The organism is Micromonospora luteifusca (assembly GCF_016907275.1).
Classification (GTDB): domain Bacteria; phylum Actinomycetota; class Actinomycetes; order Mycobacteriales; family Micromonosporaceae; genus Micromonospora; species Micromonospora luteifusca.
This window is the reverse complement of record NZ_JAFBBP010000001.1, coordinates 7,029,582-7,049,445: the sequence shown is the minus strand read 5'-3', so window position 1 is coordinate 7,049,445 and position 19,864 is coordinate 7,029,582. Positions and strand designations below refer to the sequence as shown.

The following is a 19,864-nucleotide window of genomic DNA, read 5'->3' as shown; positions in this document are numbered from 1 at the left end:
ACGGGAGTGTGGTGTGACGGAGAGCGAACGGCCGACCCGGCGACGGAGCCGGTCCCGGCGTCGTCGGCGGGCCCGACTGCGACGGGCCCTTCTCGGCGCCCTGGTGGTCGGCTCGCTGCTGCTGACGACCGGCGGGTGGATCGGCTTCCGCGGCTGGCAGGCGCGTGCTCACCTGCTCAACGCCGCCGGCCTGGCCCGGGAGTTGAGCGCCCAGGTGGTCGGCGGGGACACCGACCGCGCCCTGCGGACGCTCGCCGCGCTGCAGGAGCAGTCCGGCGCGGCCCGGGCGGCGACCACCGATCCAAGTTGGCGGCTCGGTCGGCATACGCCGATCGCCGGTGACGATCTCGACGCCGTCCGCCGAATCGCCGTTGCCATCGACCAGCTGGCCCGGCAGGCGTTCCCGACTCTGCTTCGGACGGATCTGACCAGCCTGGTGCCGGTCGGTGGCCGGGTGAATCTCGCTCGGCTCACCGCGGTCTCCGCCGAGCTGGCCCAGGTGGAGGAGTCGGTGCAGCGCACGCGTAAGGACCTGGCGGCGGTGCCGACCGACAGTCTCGTCAGCCAGATTCGGCAGGCGTTGACCGACCTACGCGCCGAGATCGACCGACTGGCCAGCCTGACCGCGGCCGCCGACCAGGGGGCCCGCCTGCTGCCGCCGCTGCTCGGTGCGAACGGACCGCGGCGATACCTGCTGGTCTCGCAGAACCTGGCCGAGCTGCGCGCCACCGGAGGCATGTTCGGCGCGTACGCGATGTTGGAGGCGGAGAACGGCGCGGTGAAGATGGGCAAGCAGGGCAGCAGTGCCTCGCTCGGCCGGTTCACCCCGGCGCTGAAGCTGCCCAGCGAGATCCGGGCACTCTGGACCGATCTACCCGGCATCTATCCCGCCGACGTGAATCTGTCCCCGCACTTCCCGACCGCTGCCGCGCTGTACCGCGAGATGTTCCGCCGCTCCACGGGCACCACCGTCGACGGCGTGCTCGCCGTCGACCCGGTGGTGCTGTCCTACCTGCTCAAGGCGACCGGTCCGGTGCTGGTGCCCGGTGGTGTCCCGCTTGCCAGCGAAAAGGTCGTGCAGACCCTGCTCAACGACAGCTACCAGCGGCTGAACGTCAAACAGCAGGACGACTTCTTCGCGGCGTCGGCGGCTTCGGTGTTCGACGCCTTCTTCAAGAAGAATGTCAACCCACGGGCGTTGTTGTCCGCATTTGACCGTGCTATCACCGAACGTCGCATATTGTTCTGGAGTGCCCGACCTGAGGAACAGCGGACGTTCGGCGAGAGCCGGATGGCCGGGACGCTTCCGGAACAGGACACCGTGCCAACTGTCGGCGTGTTCCTCAACGACGGCAGCGGCGCGAAGCTCGGCTACTACCTGCGGCCGACGGCGAACCTGACAGTCGGCGAATGCCGACCCGACGGTCGCCGCGAGCTCCGGCTGCGGGTGACCCTGCGCTCGACGGCGCCGAAGTCCGGACTTAGCGAATCCGTCCTCGGCCTCGGTCTGGCTGGCGACCCGTACACCGCTCGCACCTTGGTGTCGATCTTCAGTCCGGCTGGTGGCGCGGTGGTCGAGGCCCGGCTCGACGGGGTCGAGACGGCACTTGGCAGCGGCACCGAACGCCGCCGTCACGCGGCAACCACCAGCATCGACGTCGCCCCCGGCGCCGAGAAGGTGCTGGAGGCCACCGTGCTGACAGCCAAGACCGGCGTCGGGCAGGCCGAGCTGTGGCTGACCCCCACCGCCAACCCCTGGATCACCCAAGTTCATTCCGCACCAAGCTGTGACCAGTAGGAGGGAACCAATCATGCGGCTATCCCGCATCATCATGGCGCTCACGGTCGGCCTGGCCGTGGTGGCCGTGCCGACGGCAGCGGGGGCGGCACAGCCGCAGCCGGCGCCCAGTGCCACCACTGACCCGCCCCAGCCGCCGGTGTACACGCCGGCCGGCCCGTCGCTCACCGTCAACCGGCCGACGATCTTCATCGGCGAGACCGTCGTGCTGACCGGTACCAACTTCGGTCCGAACGAGACCGTTGACATCTCGGTGACGGTGACCCCGCTGGCCGCTCCGGCGGGCGGTCAGGCACCGGCTCGCCGTAGCGACGGCAGCACCGTGGCGATGGCCCCGGTGGCCTACCAGGCAAGCGCGCCGCTGAACTTCACGGCGTACACCGATGGCCAGGGCCGCTTCACCAAGAGCTACAAGCCGTCGGTGACGGGTCTGCTGACCTTCACCGCCCACGGCCGGGAGTCCGACCGTACCGCCAGCACGGAGCTGCGGGTGCTGCACAAGAAGCAGCCGCTGCCCGTCACCGGTGACAGCGTCGGTACACCCATGAAGCTCGGCGGTGGCCTGGTCGGCGCCGGAGCGGTCATGCTGCTGCTGACCCTGGCCTGGCGTCGCCGCCAGCGCCTCGGTGGTGCTGCGCACTGATCAACACCACCGGGCAGTGCCCGGATTGCACACGAAGCTGGCGCCCGTCGGAACACTCCGACGGGCGCCAGCCCGTCCTGCCTTGGCTTCCGCGCCGCCTTGCCTTGGCTTCCGCGCTGCCTTGCCTTGGCTTCCGCCCCGTCCTTCCGGCTTCCGCCGCCGTCTTGTCTGGCTTCCGCGCCATCTTGTCCTGGCTTCCGCCCCCGTCGCCCGGCGGGACCTCCCGGCGCCGACCACAAGCCCGATCATCCAGGTCGCGCCGGATCACCTTGCTATGGAGATCCGGGCCGATCTGATGCTGAATGAGTGAGAACGAGCCGATTGACTCACACGTCGGCTCAGCACGGGAGCATGGATCCACCCGGCCGGCGTGGACGGCGTCGAGGTGCTCGATGTGGCGGTCCAGGCCGGAGAGAGCTGCAGCCAAGTCTGGCAGGGCCCTGACCAGCGACTGCGGCGCGTGATCGACTCCAGGTCGGCGATGTTGCGGTTTCCCGTGCCGCGGATACCGCAATGCGTTGGGCACTCAAGCCCGGCGGGGAGTTATGTCCGCATTTGCTTGCATCATCCGGGGTGTCGTGATCATGATCGACACAACTTCGCCGAAGTTGGGGTGTTATCCGGCCCGGATACCGCAATGTCGGCGATCTGGAGTGGATCATGCGGGTGGCAGGCCATGCGAGGCCTACGTATGTCGCACACTGGGTGGTCTGTCCGGTCTAGGGATGTCGGGCCTGGCCGAGCCCGTCGCGGACGTGGGCGCTTTGTCCGGTCTGGGGCTCTCTGGCCTGTGACCGGTGGCATCTCTGGCCCGGAATCATGGCCGGGTCGGGGTCGTTACATACCCTGACGATCGCAGCACCGCCGGCTGGCCCCGTGGTTTGGGGTGCTGGCCGCGGGGTTGGAATGCCGGCCCCCGTGCGGTCGTTGCAGTCCCCACGAACGACCGCCCATCCGCCGCCTCCAAGTGGGTGCCGATGGGCGGGCAACCCTCGGAATGACCCCGGACCTCGGGTCGTTACACACAGACCCGGCGCCACAAGCCCCCGGCTCGTGGCCCACCCCCGGGAATGACCCCGAACCCCCGGTCGTTACACACAGACCCGGCGCCACAAGCCCGCCGCTTGCAGGTCGCCGATCCCGGCGCCATCAGCTAGGCGCCGACCCCCTTGAAGACTTTCCCCCGCGTTTGTTGCAGCGCCGGACGAGGTGCTCGCACCCGGCACGCCTTTCCCCTTATGGGTGTGCGGGTGTTCCTACCCCCGAAGGAGCTACCCCCATGAACACGATCATGCGTAAGAGTGTGCTGTCCGTTGCTGGTCTCGCGTTCGCCGGTGGTGTGTTCGCCGGTCCGATCGCCGCTCACGCCAACCCGGTCGATGCCAAGCCCGTCGCCGTCGCCGTGCAGGCCGACAAGCCCGACACCGCCAAGCTGATCCCGCACGGCACCCAGGGCGATCAGTCGCGCATCACCCTCAACGACGAGCAGACCGCCAACGCGAAGGCGATCATCGCCGCCACGAAGAAGGCCGGTCTCCCGGAGCGCGCCGCGGTGATCTCCATCGCCACCAGCCTGCAGGAGTCGAAGCTGGAGAACCTGGGCCACCTCGGCGACATGAACGACCACGACTCGCTGGGTCTGTTCCAGCAGCGCCCCAGCTCGGGTTGGGGCACCCCGGAACAGATCACCGACCCGGCCTACTCCACCACCGCGTTCCTCAAGGGTCTGCGGCAGATCGACGGGTGGCAGGACATGCCCCTGACCCAGGCCGCGCAGACCGTGCAGGTTTCCGCTTACCCGGACGCCTACGCCCAGTGGGAGCAGCAGGCCGCCGACCTCGTCGGCCAGCACTGGAACAGCTGACCACCGCACCACCCGAACGACACTGCTGATGGCCGGCACCCCCAACCCGGGGTGCCGGCCATCGGCGTACCCCCGTCAGTTCTCCTGGCGTCTGTGGGTGCGGACGATGTCGACCATGGCGGAGACCAGTGCGAGCAGGATGATGCCGGTGGCCAGCATGAGGGAGCGTTCGAAGGCGGTGGTCCAGTTGCCGTGGCTGTCGGCCACGGACGAGAAGAACAGCGAGCCGACGGCGGCGATGCCGGCGGCGGATCCGATGCGCTGACCGGTCTGGAGCATGCCCGCGCCACTGCCCGCGAGCTCTACCGGCACCTCGGAGAGGGTGATCGTCTGGTTGGGGGCGATCACCAGCCCACTGCCGATGCCGGCGATGAGCAGGGGGCCGGCGGTGACCCAGGGCGCCGGGGCGTCCGGCGCGAGGCGTAGCGCGACCACCGTTGCGGCCAGCCCGATCACGACGGTGACCAGGCCGATGGCGACAAGTGGTCGGCCGATGCGGTTGACGATGCGGCCACCCAGCACCGCCGCGGCCGCTGAACCCAGGGCGAACGGGGTGATGGCCAGGCCGGCGATGAGCGCGCTGTAGCCGAGACCCATCTGCAGGAACAGGGTGAAGATGAAGAAGATCGCGGTGAAGCCGGCGAAGTAGACCAGCGCCATGATCGAGCCCAGTGTGTACGACTGGAGGTTGAACAACCGAAGGTCGAACAGGGGTTGGTAGTGGCGTGCGTACCTCCGCTCCCAGAGCCCGAAGGCGGTCAGCACTGCCAGGCCGACCGGGATGAGCGCCCATTTCCACGGGGTACGCCACTGCTGCTCCTGCACCAGCGGCAGCAGGACCAGGAACACGCCAACGCCGAGCAGCAGGACGCCTACGGGGTCGAGTCGGTGCCAGCCGCGTTGACCGGTGGGGCGGCCGGGCAGCAGACGCCAGCCGAGGATCACGGCGAGGATGCCGACCGGCACGTTGACGAAGAAGACCCAGCGCCACCCGTGTTCCTCGCCGCCGATGGCGATGAGCAGTCCGCCGAGCAGTGGCCCGACGGCGGTGGAGATGCCGATGGTGGCGCCGAGCAGCCCGAACGGGCGGGCCCGTTCGGGTCCTCGGAAGAGTTGTTGGATCAGCCCGATGACCTGCGGGTTGACGATGCCCGCTGCGGCGCCCTGAAGCAGTCGGGCGATGACCAGCCACGTCGGGGAGGTGGCGAGGCCGGCGAGCGCGCTGGTCAGGGTGAACAGTGCGATGCCGAAGACGAACGCGTTGCGCCGGCCGCGGGCGTCGCCGAAACGGCCGGCGGGCACGAGCGCCAGGCCGAAGGTGAGCGCGTACCCGGAGAGGATCCACTGCAGGTCGCTCGACGAGGCGTGCAGCGCCCGGTCGATGGACGGCACCGCGACGTTGACGATGCTCACGTCGAGCAGCGTCATGAACGCGGCGACCAGTCCGACGCCGACGGCCTGCCAGCGTCGCCGGTTCTCGGCCGCGTCTACGGGCTGCGGCGTTGGCGCCGCACTCATCGTGCCCCCCGTTGACCGTTGATCACGATGTGTTGAACCCTACCCGGATCGTCGGGGGGCGAATAGTCGCGGTTGGCTCCGCAGGTCACGCCATTTGGCGCGCGCAGAATCGGGGACCGAAGTCGAGACCCGCCATCGGCGAGTCCTCGCGGTGCAGCAGGCCCTTCTCGGTGAGCAGGTGCAGGGGGCCGCCCACCTGCTCCGCGGTCAGCCCGGACTCTTCGGCGATCAGATCCGGGTACGGCACCTGCCCGCGTGCCTCAAGGGTGGTGACCGCCTGGTACACCCGTTGCTCGGCCTCCGACAATTGCACCTGCTGCATGGTTCCTCCTTTTGCTCGCCCGCCATCGCGGCGGTTGCCCCGCGCCGGTTACCCCCTCGGTGGCTGAAGATGCACACCCGATCGGGCGGTCGGCGCGGCGTGCTGACCGGCCGTCGCTTCAGGTGGTGCCCTAGGCTGCTTTCGTGATCATTTGGGATCTCGTCGTCGTCGGTGCCGGCCCTGCCGGGCTCTCCGCGGCACACGCCGCTGCCCGCGCGGGTGTCTCCACCCTGGTTGTCGAGCGAGCGGTGCACCCGCGTTACAAGACCTGCGGCGGTGGCCTGATCGGCACCTCCCTGGCGGCGGTTCAGGATCGGATCGAGGTGCCGGCGCACGACCGGGTGGACCGTGTCACGTTCACCCGCGACGGCCGCCGGGAGTTCACCCGCCGCAACGACAGTCCAGTGGTGACGATGGTGCGCCGCGAGGAGTTCGACGACCGGCTGCGCGCGGCAGCGGTCGCCGCCGGCGCGCAGATGCGGGAGCGGGTCGCCGTCCGCGCGATCGAGCAGGACCCCGAGGGGGTACGCCTGCGGCTGGCCGACGGTACGACGATCGCGGCCCGCACGGTGATCGGGGCGGACGGTTCCTCAGGGGTGACCGCCCGGCATGTCGGGGTGCGGTACCGGCAGGTGGACCTGGGTCTGGAACTGGAGATTCCGGTGCCGCCCGCGGAGCAGGAGCGGTGGCGGGGGCGGCTGCTGCTTGACTGGGGCGCGATGCCGGGCTCGTACGCCTGGGTCTTTCCCAAGAACGACAAATTGACCGTGGGTGTGATCGCGGCTCGGGGTGCGGGGGAGGGGACCCGGGACTACCTGCGGCAGTTCGTCGACCGGCTGGGGCTGACCGGGTTGCCGGCCGAGCACGACTCTGGTCACCTGACCCGTTGCCGCGAGGAGGATTCGCCGTTACGCAACGGCCGGGTGCTGGTGGTGGGGGATGCGGCGGGGTTGCTGGAGCCGTGGAGCCGGGAGGGCATCAGCTTCGCGTTGCGCTCCGGTGAGCTGGCCGGCACGGCGGTCGCCGGTGGAGATCTGACCGGGTACGAGCGGGCGGTCGCCGAGCGCCTGGTGCCGGAGATGCGAGCGGGGTTCCGGCTGCTCGACGTGTTCACCCGCCGCCCGGATGTTTTCCACGCCCTGTTGGCGACCCCGCCGGGCTGGCGGATGTTCGTCCAGTTCTGTCAGGGGCGGGCGAGCTTCGACGAGATGCTGCGACGCCGGCCGATCCGGGCTGCCCTGGCGGTGCTCGACCGGCTACCCGCTCCGCTCCGGCCCACCGTCGTTCGCCCAGGATCCTAGGACGCTCTACACGGTGTGACCGAGCACTGGTGCTGAGCACTCCGGCCGCTGGACAATGACGAGGGAGCAGCGGGAGGTGCTGATGGCCGAGCAGCCGTTTACCGACGACGAGTACGCGTTCCTGCGCCAGATCCGGTTCGGAGAACTACCGCCCGCCGTGCGTCCGGAGGACCGCGTCGCCCTGACCGAGACCGATCCCGGACGTGACCGGCCGGAGGAGGCCGAGGACCCGGTCCGCTGGAACGTGCAGGGCTGAGAACGCGCAACGGGCCGCGGGTGTCGTCACCCACGGCCCGTCGACGGTCTGCGATCAGAAGACCGGCACGCCCTCGCGGACCAGCCGCCAGTTGGGCTGGAAGAAGTCGTCCGGGTTGATCGTCCCCTTGGCCTGCGCCCAGTCGATGAGCAGCTGACGGATCTCCTGCTGCGCGTTGTAGACCTGCGTCTTCACGATGCCGGGGAAGTTGCCACCGCCGCTGCGCCGGTAGTTGTTCACCGCCACCACGAACTGCGCGTTGTCGGCCACCGGGGTGTCGGTCCCGGCCAGCACCAGGCGGGTGATCCGCTGGCCGACCGGCTTCGAGATGTCGATGTCGTAGTCCAGGCCGGAAATCACGTCGTAGTTGTAGTCCGGCACCGTCGGCGAGTCGCTAATCTGCTCGGGGTCGACGGGGGCGCCCGGCGCGAACGTCCGGAAGTACTTCGCCGAGTACTCCAGGTACGCGCGCACCTCAGCGCCGCTGAGCACGACCGCCTCGAGGGTGTTGTCGAAGACGTACAGCCCGGCGACGTCGCGGATCTTCACGTCACCCGCCGGGAAGACCGCCGTGCGGCTGAACGGCGAGGCCTGCGACAGCACCGGCAGGCTGGCGTACGGCGTGCCGGCCAGCGCAGTGGTGACCGCCTCGGCCTGAACGTGGTTGATGAAGTCCAGGATCGGGGTGTCCTTGTACCGCGACTCGACGGTGGACATCTCGACCGTGGCCTGTGCCACGACCTGGTTGACGTACGCCACGGTCTTCTGGTGCTGGGCCCGCACGGCGGCGAGCACCTTCGGGTCCTCGACCACCGTGTTGGTGTTCAGCATGGTGGCGGCCTTCTTGGTGATCGTCCACCGGCCACGCTCACGGGCGAGGGTGAAGTCCATCCGGGTCAGCCGCTGGCCCCACTTCGACGGCTCGGAGAGCAGCACCTGCGCGCCGGTCTGCTCGTTGGTGACGAACCGCTCGACCACCTCGTTGTGCGCGTGACCGAAGAGGATCGCGTCGATCCCCGGCACCTGCTGGGCGATCAGCGCTACCGGGTTCTCGTTCGGCAACTCCGGGCCGTAGCTGGAGGTGCCGCTGTCACCGCCGTGCGCCGAGATCAGGACGAGGTCCGCGCCGCGCGCCCGCATGATCGGCACCCACTTCGCGGCGGTCGCCACCATGTCGTCGAAACGCAGCTTGCCCTCGACGTTGCCCTTGTCCCAGATGGCCACACCGGGGTTGGTCAGCCCCAGGATGCCGACCCGCAGGGTCGGCGCGGCGAAACCGAGGGAGACCTTCTTGATGACGTACGGCAGGAAGGCCGGCTTGCCGGTCTTCGCGTTGACCGCGTTCGCGGCGAGCGCCGGAAAGCCGAGCTGACGGATCCACAGGTCCAGCAGCGGCAGACCGTAGTTGAACTCGTGGTTGCCCAGCGTCACCGCGTCGTAGTCGATGACGTTCATCGCCCGCGCCATCGGGTGCTTCTCCCCGGTGGCGGTGATCGGCTCCTGCTTGGCGTAGTACGTGGCCAACGGCGTGCCCTGGATGGTGTCGCCGGCGTCGAGCACCAGCGTCGCCTTGCCGCGCCGCTCCCGACGGATCTGGTTGATCAGGGTCGCCAGTTTCGCGACGCCGATGTCGTTCTGCTTGCTGTCGTCGTACTCGGCGTCGCGGTAGTAGTCCCAGTTGTAGACGTTGCCGTGGGTGTCCGAGGTGCCCAGAAGGGTGAGGTCCCAGGTGCGGGGACGGGCCGGGCCGGCTGCCTGCGCGGGTGCGGCGGCGATCAGCGGGGCGGAGGCCGCCGCCGCGGCGGCGACGAGCACCTGACGGCGCGACGGGCCGGAGGGAGAGGTCATGACGTGCCTTTCCATGGGGGTAGACGCGCCTTGTGGGCGCCTCGCGCACCATAACCAGCGGTCGACACTCCCGCCACGCCAGCCCTGATCGTCACGCGGTTTCCGCATGCCGCCGCAGGGTAGGGGGCTCAGGGACGAGAATCGTGGGAGCGGCCCCGCTTCCGCGCGGCGCGAGGAGATGTCGGTGAGCGAAGACCAGCACACCCAGCAGGACCCGACCAATCAGTACGGGCAGCAGTCCGGCCAGCCCGCTCAGCAGCAGTCAGCGCCCGGCTCGACCGGGAAGATGACTCCGAAGCCCGACCACGGCGAGAAGTCGTACCGGGGCAGCGGCAAGCTCGACGGCAAGCGGGCGCTGATCACCGGTGGTGACTCGGGGATCGGCAGGGCGGTGGCGATCGCCTTCGCCCGCGAGGGCGCGGACGTGCTCATCTCGTACCTGAGCGAGGAGGAGGACGCCGACGCCCAGGAAACCGTGCGGCTGGTCGAGGACGCCGGCCGGCGGGGCGTCGCGGTACGCGGTGACGTCACCGACGAGGCACACTGCCAGGAGTTGGTCGATCGGGCGGTGCGTGACCTGGGCGGCCTCGACATCCTGGTCAACAACGCGGCCTACCAGATGTCGCAGGACAAGGGGATCCTCGGCATCAGCACCGAGCAGTTCGACCGGGTGCTCAAGACCAACCTGTACGCGATGTTCTGGCTCTGCAAGGCCGCCATCCCCCACCTGGCCGAGGGGTCAGTGATCATCAACACCTCGTCCATCCAGGCGTTCGACCCATCGCCGCAGCTGCTCGACTACGCCACCACCAAGGCGGGGATTGCCAACTTCACCAAGGCACTCGCCGCCAACCTGGCCGAGCAGGGCATCCGGGTCAACGCGGTCGCACCGGGCCCGGTCTGGACGCCGCTGATCCCGTCCACCATGCCGGAGGCGAAGGTGAAGCAGTTCGGTACCGACACCCCGGAGGGCCGCGCCGGCCAACCGGCGGAGCTGGCTCCGGCGTACGTCTTCTTCGCCTCGCAGGAGTCCAGCTATGTCACAGGCGAAATCCTGGGGGTCACGGGCGGTCGACCGACCAAGTGAACCGTCGCCGCGTGGCTGCTCTTCGCGTCGCCCACCCGGCGGCACGGCTTGTCCCGGCGGTGCGGCTCGTATTGGGCGGCGCGGCGTGTCCCGGGTTTTCGCCGTCGCCGGTTGGCGGTCGGCGGTTTGGTGTCGGCTCAGCGCGGCCAGGCGGCGAAGCGGCGGCGGATCTGGGCGACGTCGGCGGTGCCCAAGCCGTAGCGGCCGAAGCGTTGGTCGGAGAGTCGATCCAGGTAGCGGCCGGCGGCCCGCACGTCCGCCGGATCCAGCACGGGGTCGACCTGCCGCGCCAGCATCAACAGCTCGGTCACGTCGTAATGCTCCAGCGCCGCGGCCACGTCGATGAAGTCGCGGACCTCCCGCCGGTTGACCAACGCCGCGATCTTGTTGGCGACCAGGTCACGGACGTCCATCACCGGGCCCAGGTCCATCACCACTGGACTCTGCTGGCGGTCCAGTCGGGCGAGGCTGAGCCGGATCTGCCGTCCGTCACGGCTCACCACGAAGTCCTTCATGTCCTGCTCGTACCCGTCGAACAGCTCGTGCAGCTCACTGTCCGGGTCAGCGTCGCTGACGACGAACCCAGCCCGCTCCAGGGCACCCCGCACCCCGGCGGACGCTGCCGCGGCGGCGCCCTCCACGTCTGCGAACAGGTCGACGTCCTCCGTCGGGCGGGCGACCAACCCGTGCGCAGCCCAGGCCACCCCGCCACCCAACACGAACCGGTACGGCCCGGCGGCGGTCAGCGCCACGCGGGCCACCTCCCGGTAGAACTCGTGCAGATGAGGGCCGATCACGCCGCGCGCAGGCCGCGGTGTCGGCTCTCCCACGCCTGGCGTACGCCCCGGGGCAGGTTGAGCAGTCGCCACACCCGGCGCAGCGTCCGCCCGTTGATCAGGGCACGCAGGTCCTCGGCGCGGGTGGTCTCGCGGAGCACGTTCTCGTACATCCAGAGCAGCTGGTCGGGGTCGCCGAGGTCGAAGGTGCGCTCGGCGTTCCACATCAACCGCACCGGCAGCTCCACCACGCCCCGGGTAGGCCCACCCAGCTCGGCGAGCGTCCTCGCCACCACGGCAGGGCGACCTGGACGTGCCAGGAAGGTCACGCCGGTCGGGGTGGGGGAGACGGCCTGCATGGTGTCAGGGTAACGCCCGCCGGAGGCGGTGTCGCTCAGGACGATCCCAGAAAGGCGCGGACAGCAGTGGCGAACCGCATTTGAGCGTCGTGGTGCACCACGTGACCGGCGGGCAGCTCGACAAGATGGGCCTGGCCGCTATGACGGGCGATCATCTCGCGAGCGTGGGCAGCGGTCAGTTCGTCGCTGCGCGTTCCACGGATCAGGAGGGTTGGGCTGCTTACCGATACCCAGTCCTTCCAGTGGTCACCGTTGAGTGCCTGCTGGGATGCCACCGTGTCATCCATGTCGAACGACAAGCCCCAGCCGTCCTCCGTCGGCCGGAAGGAAGACTCCAGGTAGGGGGCCGCCGTGCCCAGGGCCGAGGCCAGCGCCTCGCGCGATGGCGCGTGGCGGGGGAGCTTGGTGGTGAAGACCCAGTCGCACTCCACAACCGCGCCGATGTCCTCGACGATCAATGCGGTGACCTGATCCGCGTGCCGGGCGGCGTACTGGTAGGCGTTCACTCCGCCGAGTGAGTGGCCCAGCACCGCCACGGGGCCGACGCCCAGATGTTGGTGAAAGGCGGCGACGTCGGCAACATAGTCGTCCCGCTCGTAACTTTCGGCGCGGTCTGACGCTCCATGCCCACGCTGATCGAGCGCGATCACCCGCCACTGCGGTGCCAACGACTCAGCCAGCGGCGCCCAGGCCGACGCTTCGTTGTAGTGCCCGTGCAAAGCCAGCAGTGGGATACCCGGACCACCAAAGTCCAGATACGAAAGCCGCCGACCCTCAACCACGAAGAACCCACGCATGACCGGGGATAGTAGATCTTGGCTGCCGCGCATGCACCCGGCTTTGTCCCCGGTCTCGTGTGGCCCGAAATGGGGTGTCAGAGCCGACGTGTTCATGATCGACTCCATATCGCCGACATGGGGGTGTCCTTGCGCCCGGATACCCCCATGTCGGCGATATGGAGTCGATCTCCTACGGTCAGGACGAGAACGCCCGGCGTGGTGGGTTCTGTAGCGTGGTTTGCCGGGTTTGGTTTGCCGGGTTTGACCCGCGTTCCGCACGGCCCAACCGCGATCGCGCTCCCGTCTCCGCGCCCTACGCCCTCGAGCCCTCGCGCCCCACGGTCGACCTGGCCCCGGAGAGATCGGGTCGTCTCAGCGCTGCGGACGCTGCCATGTCTGCCATGTCTGCGATGTCCGTGGGGTCCGGTGGTCTCGTGCCAGCCGGCCTGACTCCTGGGTGATTTGCCCGGTCTGGGGCTCTCTGGCCTGTGACCGGTGGCATCTCTGGCCCGGAATCATGGCCGGGTCGGGGTCGTTACATACCCTGACGATCGCAGCACCACCCGCGGGTTGGGGTGCTGGCCGCGGGGTTGGAATGCCGGCCCCGGCCCGGTCGTTACAGTCCCCACGAACGACCGCCCGGCCACGACCTCCAGTCGGTGCCGATGGACGGGCCGCCCCCGGAATGACCCCGGACCTCGGGTCGTTACACAGAGACCCGGTGCCACAAGCCCCCGGCTCGTGGCCCACCCGCCCGGGAATGACCCCGGACCCCCGGTCGTTACACATGGACCCGGCGCGACAAGCCCCCCGCTTGTAGGCCGCCGCCCCCGGCGCCATCAGCGCCGACCCCCTTTGAAGACTTTTCCCCTTGTTTGTTGCAGCGCCGGACGAGGTGCTCGCACCCGGCACGCCTTTCCCCTTATGGGTGTGTGGGTGTTCCTACCCCCGAAGGAGCTACCCCCATGAACACGATCATGCGTAAGAGCGTGCTGTCTGTTGCTGGTCTCGCGTTCGCCGGTGGTGTGTTCGCCGGTCCGATCGCCGCTCACGCCAACCCGGCTGTGGATGCCAAGCCCGTCGCCGTGGCCGTGCAGGCCGACAAGCCCGACATGAGCAAGTTGATCCCGCACGGCACGCAGGGTGATCAGTCGCGCATCACCCTGAACGATGAGCAGGTCGGCAACGCGAAGGCGATCATCGCCGCCACGAAGAAGGCCGGTCTGCCGGAGCGGGCCGCGGTCATCTCCATCGCGACGAGCTTGCAGGAGTCGAAGTTGGAGAACCTGGGTCACCTGGGTGACATGAACGACCACGACTCGCTGGGCCTGTTCCAGCAGCGCCCGAGTTCGGGTTGGGGTACTCCGGAGCAGATCACTGATCCGGCTTACTCGACGACGGCGTTCCTGAAGGGTCTGCGGCAGGTTGACGGGTGGCAGGACATGCCCCTGACCCAGGCCGCGCAGACCGTGCAGGTCTCCGCTTACCCGGACGCGTACGCCCAGTGGGAGCAGCAGGCCGCCGACCTCGTCGGCCAGCACTGGAACAGCTGACCCCCACACGAACACCCGACCGGTGGCCGGCACCCCCAACCCGGGGTGCCGGCCACCGGCATACCCACACCCGCACGGCGCCTGCGCCGCCCCGGGCTGTGCCCGTGCCCAGGCCGCGCACGTGTCCGGGCAGCCCCGGTCGGGAACATCGTGGGGGTCGGGCTGGTTGTGGACAGTGTCGGTGTGACTCAGTGTCCCCGGGCCTCACCTAATATTGCCTTCGCGGAATACCGTTCGGCTGGAGCCGCGTCGCGCCACTCGCCGAGAGGCGACCTGCACACCGACACCAGCGCCGCCCCCGACCGATGGCCGGGGGCGGCGCTGTCTGACCGCCCCCCACTCGCGAACATGCCTCAGTTGACCTATGTTCATGGGGTCGCTCGCGTGGGAGGGGGTGTCGGGGCATGGGTGTGCGTACCTTCATTGAGGGTTGGCCGGTCTACCGGCAGCTCACCGGCACTGACCCGCTCGGTCGGGGAGTCGCGGCCAAGTCGGCCCGTTCGGCGGGGCTGACGGCCCGTACCGAGGACGCTGACAGTGTGGCCCGTTCGGTGTGCCCGTACTGCGCGGTGGGTTGTGGTCAGCGGGTGTTCGTCAAGGACGGGCAGGTCAGTCAGATCGAGGGCGATCCGGACAGCCCGATCTCGCGGGGTCGGCTGTGTCCGAAGGGCGCGGCGAGCAAGAGTCTGGTGACGAGTCCGCTGCGGCAGACGAAGGTCCGTTACCGCCGTCCGTACTCGACGCAGTGGGAGGATCTGGAGCTCGACACCGCGCTCGACATGATCGCCGACCGGATGCTCGCGGCTCGTGAGCAGACCTGGGAGGACGTCGACACGCGGGGTCGGCCGCTCAACCGGACGCTGGGTTTCTCCAGCCTGGGTGGGGCGACGCTGGACAACGAGGAGAACTACCTCATCAAGAAGTTGTTCACCGCGATGGGGGCGCTTCAGATCGAGAACCAGGCCCGTATTTGACACTCCGCCACCGTCCCCGGTCTGGGGGCCAGCTTCGGTCGTGGCGGTGCGACGGATTTCCAGCAGGACATCGCCAACGCTGACGTCATCGTCATTCAGGGTTCGAACATGGCTGAGGCCCATCCGGTGGGCTTCCAGTGGGTCATGGAGGCCAAGCGCCGCGGGGCGAAGGTCTTCCACGTCGACCCACGGTTCACCCGGACCAGCGCCCTGGCCGACTCGTTCCTGTCGATCCGGGCGGGCACGGACATCGCGCTGCTCGGTGGGGTGGTGCGCTACATCCTGGACAACGAGTTGGACTTCCGGGAGTACGTGTTGTCGTACACCAACGCGGCGACGATCGTCAGTGCGGAGTTCAGCGACACCGAGGACGGCGACGGCTTCTTCTCCGGGTTCGACCCGGAGACCGGCACCTACGTGCAGGACAGCTGGCAGTACGAGGGGCACGAGGGCTCGTCGGGCAGCGGGCACACCGCCCAGGAGCGGGACAGCGCCGCAGGGTTGACGCACGAGTCGCACGGCGCTCCGGTGGGCGGGCAGACCCAGCGTGACGAGACGTTGCAGCATCCGCGGTGCGTCTACCAGATCCTCAAGCGACACTTTTCCCGCTACACCCCGGAGATGGTGGAACGGGTCTGCGGTATCCCGCAGGAGAAGTTCCTGGAGTTGGCGCGGGCGTGGACGGAGAACTCGGGCCGGGAACGCACCGGAATGCTGATCTACTCGGTCGGTTGGACGCAGCACAGTGTGGGTGTGCAGTACATCCGAACCGGGGCGATCATTCAGCTGTTGCTGGGCAACATGGGTCGGCCGGGTGGCGGCATCATGGCGTTGCGCGGGCACGCCAGCATCCAGGGCTCGACGGACATTCCGACGCTGTTCAACCTGCTGCCCGGCTATCTGCCGATGCCGCACCACGCCGATCACCCGAGCTTCGACGAGTGGGTGGACAGCATCCGGCACCCGGGGCAGAAGGGGTTCTGGGGCAACGCGCGGTCGTTCGCCGCCAGCCTGCTCAAGGCGTACTGGGGTGACGCGGCGACCCCGGAGAACGACTACTGCTACGGCTACCTACCCCGGCTGACCGGTGATCACGGCACCTATCAGCAGGTGCTGAACATGATCGACGGGAAGATCAAGGGGTACTTCCTGCTGGGCCAGAACCCGGCGGTCGGGTCGGCGCATGGTCGGGCGCAGCGGCTCGGCATGGCCAACCTCGACTGGTTGGTGGTCCGGGACCTCTTCATGATCGAGAGTGCGACCTTCTGGCAGAACGGCCCGGAGGTGACCACCGGTGAGATCGTGCCGGAGGAGTGCCGCACCGAGGTGTTCTTCCTGCCCGCCGCCTCCCATGTGGAGAAGGAGGGCACGTTCACCCAGACGCAGCGTCTGTTGCAGTGGCGGGAGAAGGCCGTCGAGCCACCGGGCGACGCCCGTTCCGAGCTGTGGTTCTTCTACCACCTGGGCCGCAAACTGCGGGAGAAGCTGGCCGACTCGAAGCTGCCGCGCGACCGGGCGCTGCTCGACCTGACCTGGGACTACCCCACGCACGGTCCGAACGCGGAGCCGAGCGCCGAGTCGGTGCTGCGTGAGATCAACGGGTACGACGTGGCGAGCGGCCGCCCGCTGTCCAGCTTCGCCGAGGCCCGCGCGGACGGCTCCACCGCGATCGGCTGCTGGATCTACACCGGGGTGTACGCGGACGGTGTGAACCAGGCCGCTCGGCGCAAGTCCCGACACGAGCAGGACTGGGTGGCCGCCGAGTGGGGTTGGGCCTGGCCGGCGAACCGGCGGATCCTCTACAACCGTGCCTCCGCGGACCCGGACGGCAATCCGTGGAGTGAGCGCAAGCGCTACGTCTGGTGGGACGCGGAGAAGGCCGAGTGGACCGGCTACGACGTGCCGGACTTCGAGAAGACCAAGCCGCCGTCGTACCGACCGCCACCTGGCGTCTCGGGGACGGAGGGCATCGCCGGCGATGATCCGTTCGTCATGCAGGGCGACGGCAAGGGCTGGCTGTACGCGCCCAGCGGTGTCCTGGACGGCCCGTTGCCCACCCACTACGAGCCGGTCGAGTCGCCGGTGCGTAACCCGTTCTACGGCCAGCAGGCCAACCCGACTCGCAAGATGTACGCGCATCCGGTGAACTCGGTGAACCCGAGCCCGCCGGAGGAGCACAGCCAGGTGTTCCCGTACGTGTTCACGGTCAGCCGGCTCACCGAGCATCACACGGCCGGTGGGATGAGCCGAACGGTGAGCCCGTTGGCGGAGTTGCAACCGGAGATGTTCGTCGAGGTGTCGCCGGAGTTGGCGGTCGAACGCGGCCTCGACCACCTGGGCTGGGCTCATCTGGTCACCGCCCGGGCGGCGATCGAGGCGAAGGTGTTGGTGACGGATCGGCTCACTCCGCTGCGGGTCGACGGCCGGGTTATCCACCAGGTGTGGTTGCCGTACCACTTTGGTTTCGAGGGTTTGGTGACCGGTGACTCGGCCAACGACCTGTTCGGGATCAGCCTCGACCCGAACGTGCTGATCCAGGAGAGCAAGGTCGGCACCTGTGACATCCGAGCGGGCCGGCGGCCGAGGGGAACCGACCTGCTCGATCTGGTCGCCGGTTATCAGCGGCGTGCCGGGATCGTCCCGGGTCAGAACGCTCCGGCGGTCACCACCGACAGCGCGGGAAAGGAGCGCGGTGCTTCCTGACCCGAACAGCCTGTACGGGCCGCTCGATCCGGCGCCGGAAGCGGGCTACGAGGACGCGCCACCGAGGATGGGGTTCTTCACCGACACCAGCGTCTGCATCGGCTGCAAAGCCTGTGAGGTCGCCTGCAAGGAGTGGAACGGCGTCCCGGAGAACGGGCTCGACCTGCTCGGGATGTCGTACGACAACACCGGGGCGTTGACCGCGAACTCGTGGCGGCACGTCGCGTTCGTCGAGCAACCCCGCCCGGCCGACGTGCTGGGTGAGCCGGTCGCCACCGGCGCGGGTCCGCAGTTCCTCGGGATGCCGGGGTCGCAGCCGCCGGGGCGGGGGTCCGGTGCGCAGGGTCGTACGGACTTCCGCTGGCTGATGATGTCCGACGTGTGCAAGCACTGCACCCATGCGGCCTGCCTGGACGTCTGCCCGACGGGTTCGCTGTTCCGCACCGAGTTCGGCACGGTGGTGGTCCAGGAGGACATCTGCAACGGCTGCGGCTACTGCATCTCCGCCTGCCCCTACGGCGTGATCGATCAACGCAAGGACGACGGCAGGGCGTGGAAGTGCACCCTCTGCTATGACCGGTTGGGTGCGGGCATGACCCCGGCCTGTGCCCAGGCGTGTCCCACCGAGTCGATCCAGTACGGGCCGCTGGACGAGTTGCGGGAGCGGGCCGCCGCGCGGGTCGGGACGCTGCACGAGCGGGGGGTCCCCGAGGCGCGCCTGTACGGTCATGACCCGGCCGACGGGGTGGGCGGGGACGGCGCGTTCTTCCTGCTCCTCGACGAGCCCGAGGTGTACGGGCTGCCACCCGACCCGGTCGTGACCACCCGCGACCTGCCGAAGATGTGGAAACGCGCTGGCCTCGCCGCGCTGGCCATGGCGGCGGCGACCGTCGCCGCGTTCGTCGGAGGTTCCTCGTGAGTCCAGACCGTCCCCCGGTCGGTGACCTTTTCCGCCGCTTCCGCGACCGGTTGGCCGCCGAGGGCTCCGACCGTCCGGAGGCCGCCGTCCACGGCGGACCGGCGGGCACCGACGATCGGGCCGGCCTGATCGCGCCGCAGCGGACCGCCGAACTCCCCGGCCGGCGGGCTGGCCGCCGGGGCGGGCGTCGCGGCGGCGGCGAGGAACTGCGGGTGCCGGAGGCGGAGTTCACGTCGTACTACGGTCGGCCCATCCTGAAGGCGCCGGTCTGGAAGTGGGACATCGCCGCGTACCTGTTCACCGGCGGGCTGGCCGCCGGTTCGTCGCTGCTCGCCGCGGGTGGGCAGCTCACCGGGCGTCCGGCGCTGCGCCGTGCCGGTCGGGTCACGGCGTTGGCCGCCGTCAGCGCCAGTGCCGTGTTCCTGGTCAGGGACCTGGGCAGACCGGCGCGGTTCCACCACATGCTCCGCGTGGCCAAGCCGACGTCACCGATGTCGATGGGCACGTGGATCCTCACGGCGTACGGGCCGGCCGCCGGTGTCGCCGCGATCGCCGAGGCCGCCGGTCGGCTGCCCCGCCACGGCCGGTTCGGGCTGGTCGGTCGGGCGTTGCCGTCGGTCGGGCACGCCGCTGGGCTGCTCGCCGCCGGCACCGCGCCCGCGCTGGCCACGTACACCGGGGTGCTGCTCGCCGACACGGCGGTGCCGTCCTGGCATGAGGCGTACCCCGAGCTGCCGGTCATCTTCGCGGGCAGCGCGCTGGCCAGCGGCGCCGGCGTCGGTCTGCTCGCCGCGCCGCCGGCCCAGGCCGGGCCGGCCCGGCGGATGGCGGTGGCCGGCGCGGCGCTGGAGCTGTACGGCGCGCATCGGGTGGAGACCCGCCTCGGCCTGCTCAGCGAGCCCTACCGGCTGGGCCAGCCCGGTCGGCTGCTGCGCGCCGGTCGGCTGCTCACCGTCAGCGGGGTCGCCGGTGCTCTGCTCGGCCGGCGCAGCCGACTGGTCGGCGCGCTGTCCGGCGCTGCGCTGCTGGCCGCGTCGGTGGTGACCCGGTTCGGCATCTTCTACGGCGGCGTCGCCTCCGCCCGCGACCCTCGGTACACGGTGGTGCCGCAACGCGAGCGGGTGAACGCTCGGCGGACCGGAGGCGGATCTGGCGGCTGACTGA

At 69.4% G+C, this 19,864-nt stretch carries 16 protein-coding genes; 10 read left to right on the top strand and 6 right to left on the bottom strand.

What is annotated here, in order from left to right:
* Window positions 1–13: 13 nt before the first annotated feature.
* From JOD64_RS32065 to JOD64_RS32055, 3 genes are all read left to right on the top strand, one after another.
* Window positions 14–1,798, top strand: a complete 1,785-nt coding sequence (locus JOD64_RS32065; RefSeq protein ID WP_307813871.1) for a DUF4012 domain-containing protein — start codon at window positions 14–16, stop codon at window positions 1,796–1,798.
* 13 nt (window positions 1,799–1,811) lie between these two features.
* Window positions 1,812–2,441, top strand: coding sequence for a hypothetical protein (locus tag JOD64_RS32060; RefSeq protein WP_204945696.1), 630 nt, complete (start codon window positions 1,812–1,814; stop codon window positions 2,439–2,441).
* A 1,279-nt stretch (window positions 2,442–3,720) separates the two neighbouring features.
* The gene (locus JOD64_RS32055; protein WP_204945695.1) at window positions 3,721–4,305 is read left to right on the top strand and encodes a hypothetical protein; all 585 of its coding nucleotides are present in this window, start codon (window positions 3,721–3,723) and stop codon (window positions 4,303–4,305) included.
* Window positions 4,306–4,380: 75 nt separating this feature from the next.
* Here the strand turns inward: JOD64_RS32055 and JOD64_RS32050 are convergent, their stop codons facing one another.
* Both JOD64_RS32050 and JOD64_RS32045 read right to left on the bottom strand, forming a co-directional pair.
* The gene (locus JOD64_RS32050) at window positions 4,381–5,823 is read right to left on the bottom strand and encodes an MFS transporter (RefSeq protein WP_204945694.1); all 1,443 of its coding nucleotides are present in this window, start codon (window positions 5,821–5,823) and stop codon (window positions 4,381–4,383) included.
* An 85-nt stretch (window positions 5,824–5,908) separates the two neighbouring features.
* Window positions 5,909–6,145 (bottom strand): hypothetical protein, encoded by a 237-nt coding sequence (locus tag JOD64_RS32045; protein ID WP_204945693.1) that lies wholly within the window; start codon window positions 6,143–6,145, stop codon window positions 5,909–5,911.
* A 143-nt stretch (window positions 6,146–6,288) separates the two neighbouring features.
* Between JOD64_RS32045 and JOD64_RS32040 the strand changes: the two genes are divergently transcribed.
* On the top strand, window positions 6,289–7,446 hold the full coding sequence (locus JOD64_RS32040) for a geranylgeranyl reductase family protein (RefSeq protein ID WP_204945692.1): 1,158 nt from the start codon (window positions 6,289–6,291) through the stop codon (window positions 7,444–7,446).
* A 55-nt stretch (window positions 7,447–7,501) separates the two neighbouring features.
* Window positions 7,502–7,702, top strand: coding sequence for a hypothetical protein (locus JOD64_RS32035; protein WP_204946381.1), 201 nt, complete (start codon window positions 7,502–7,504; stop codon window positions 7,700–7,702).
* 54 nt (window positions 7,703–7,756) lie between these two features.
* Here the strand turns inward: JOD64_RS32035 and JOD64_RS32030 are convergent, their stop codons facing one another.
* Window positions 7,757–9,550, bottom strand: coding sequence for a bifunctional metallophosphatase/5'-nucleotidase (locus JOD64_RS32030; protein WP_204945691.1), 1,794 nt, complete (start codon window positions 9,548–9,550; stop codon window positions 7,757–7,759).
* 184 nt (window positions 9,551–9,734) lie between these two features.
* On the opposite strand from JOD64_RS32030, the gene JOD64_RS32025 reads away from it, so the two are divergent.
* Entirely contained in the window at window positions 9,735–10,637 is a 903-nt protein-coding gene (locus JOD64_RS32025) for an SDR family oxidoreductase (protein WP_307813870.1), read from the top strand.
* Between the two features lie 137 nt (window positions 10,638–10,774).
* Here the strand turns inward: JOD64_RS32025 and JOD64_RS32020 are convergent, their stop codons facing one another.
* Genes JOD64_RS32020 through JOD64_RS32010 form a run of 3 tightly spaced genes read right to left on the bottom strand, consistent with a single transcriptional unit; the run spans window position 10,775 to window position 12,569 of the window.
* A complete protein-coding gene (locus JOD64_RS32020; RefSeq protein ID WP_307813869.1) occupies window positions 10,775–11,434 on the bottom strand; it encodes a nucleotidyl transferase AbiEii/AbiGii toxin family protein in 660 nt (219 codons plus the stop codon).
* Window positions 11,431–11,772: a hypothetical protein gene (locus tag JOD64_RS32015; protein WP_204945689.1), complete on the bottom strand. Its 342-nt coding sequence runs from the start codon at window positions 11,770–11,772 to the stop codon at window positions 11,431–11,433. The genes JOD64_RS32020 and JOD64_RS32015 overlap by 4 nt, the downstream gene beginning before the upstream one ends.
* A 35-nt stretch (window positions 11,773–11,807) precedes the next feature.
* On the bottom strand, window positions 11,808–12,569 hold the full coding sequence (locus tag JOD64_RS32010; RefSeq protein ID WP_204945688.1) for an alpha/beta fold hydrolase: 762 nt from the start codon (window positions 12,567–12,569) through the stop codon (window positions 11,808–11,810).
* Window positions 12,570–13,516: 947 nt separating this feature from the next.
* On the opposite strand from JOD64_RS32010, the gene JOD64_RS32005 reads away from it, so the two are divergent.
* From JOD64_RS32005 to nrfD, 4 genes are all read left to right on the top strand, one after another.
* Window positions 13,517–14,104: a hypothetical protein gene (locus JOD64_RS32005; protein ID WP_204945687.1), complete on the top strand. Its 588-nt coding sequence runs from the start codon at window positions 13,517–13,519 to the stop codon at window positions 14,102–14,104.
* A 404-nt stretch (window positions 14,105–14,508) separates the two neighbouring features.
* Complete coding sequence (fdh, locus tag JOD64_RS32000) at window positions 14,509–17,781, top strand: formate dehydrogenase (protein WP_204945686.1); 3,273 nt, start codon at window positions 14,509–14,511, stop codon at window positions 17,779–17,781.
* Window positions 17,771–18,700 (top strand): 4Fe-4S dicluster domain-containing protein, encoded by a 930-nt coding sequence (locus JOD64_RS31995; protein ID WP_204945685.1) that lies wholly within the window; start codon window positions 17,771–17,773, stop codon window positions 18,698–18,700. The genes fdh and JOD64_RS31995 overlap by 11 nt, the downstream gene beginning before the upstream one ends.
* Window positions 18,697–19,860, top strand: a complete 1,164-nt coding sequence (gene nrfD, locus JOD64_RS31990) for an NrfD/PsrC family molybdoenzyme membrane anchor subunit (protein ID WP_204945684.1) — start codon at window positions 18,697–18,699, stop codon at window positions 19,858–19,860. The genes JOD64_RS31995 and nrfD overlap by 4 nt, the downstream gene beginning before the upstream one ends.
* Window positions 19,861–19,864 lie beyond the last annotated feature (4 nt).

Coding starts and splice junctions, on each gene's coding strand:
- JOD64_RS32035 (WP_204946381.1), top strand. CDS start 7,502: ATGACGAGGGAGCAGCGGGAGGTGCTGATGGCCGAGCAGCCGTTTACC.
- JOD64_RS32030 (WP_204945691.1), bottom strand. CDS start 9,550: ATGACCTCTCCCTCCGGCCCGTCGCGCCGTCAGGTGCTCGTCGCCGCC.
- JOD64_RS32050 (WP_204945694.1), bottom strand. CDS start 5,823: ATGAGTGCGGCGCCAACGCCGCAGCCCGTAGACGCGGCCGAGAACCGG.
- JOD64_RS32055 (WP_204945695.1), top strand. CDS start 3,721: ATGAACACGATCATGCGTAAGAGTGTGCTGTCCGTTGCTGGTCTCGCG.
- JOD64_RS32015 (WP_204945689.1), bottom strand. CDS start 11,772: ATGCAGGCCGTCTCCCCCACCCCGACCGGCGTGACCTTCCTGGCACGT.
- JOD64_RS32060 (WP_204945696.1), top strand. CDS start 1,812: ATGCGGCTATCCCGCATCATCATGGCGCTCACGGTCGGCCTGGCCGTG.
- JOD64_RS32045 (WP_204945693.1), bottom strand. CDS start 6,145: ATGCAGCAGGTGCAATTGTCGGAGGCCGAGCAACGGGTGTACCAGGCG.
- JOD64_RS32005 (WP_204945687.1), top strand. CDS start 13,517: ATGAACACGATCATGCGTAAGAGCGTGCTGTCTGTTGCTGGTCTCGCG.
- JOD64_RS32010 (WP_204945688.1), bottom strand. CDS start 12,569: ATGCGTGGGTTCTTCGTGGTTGAGGGTCGGCGGCTTTCGTATCTGGAC.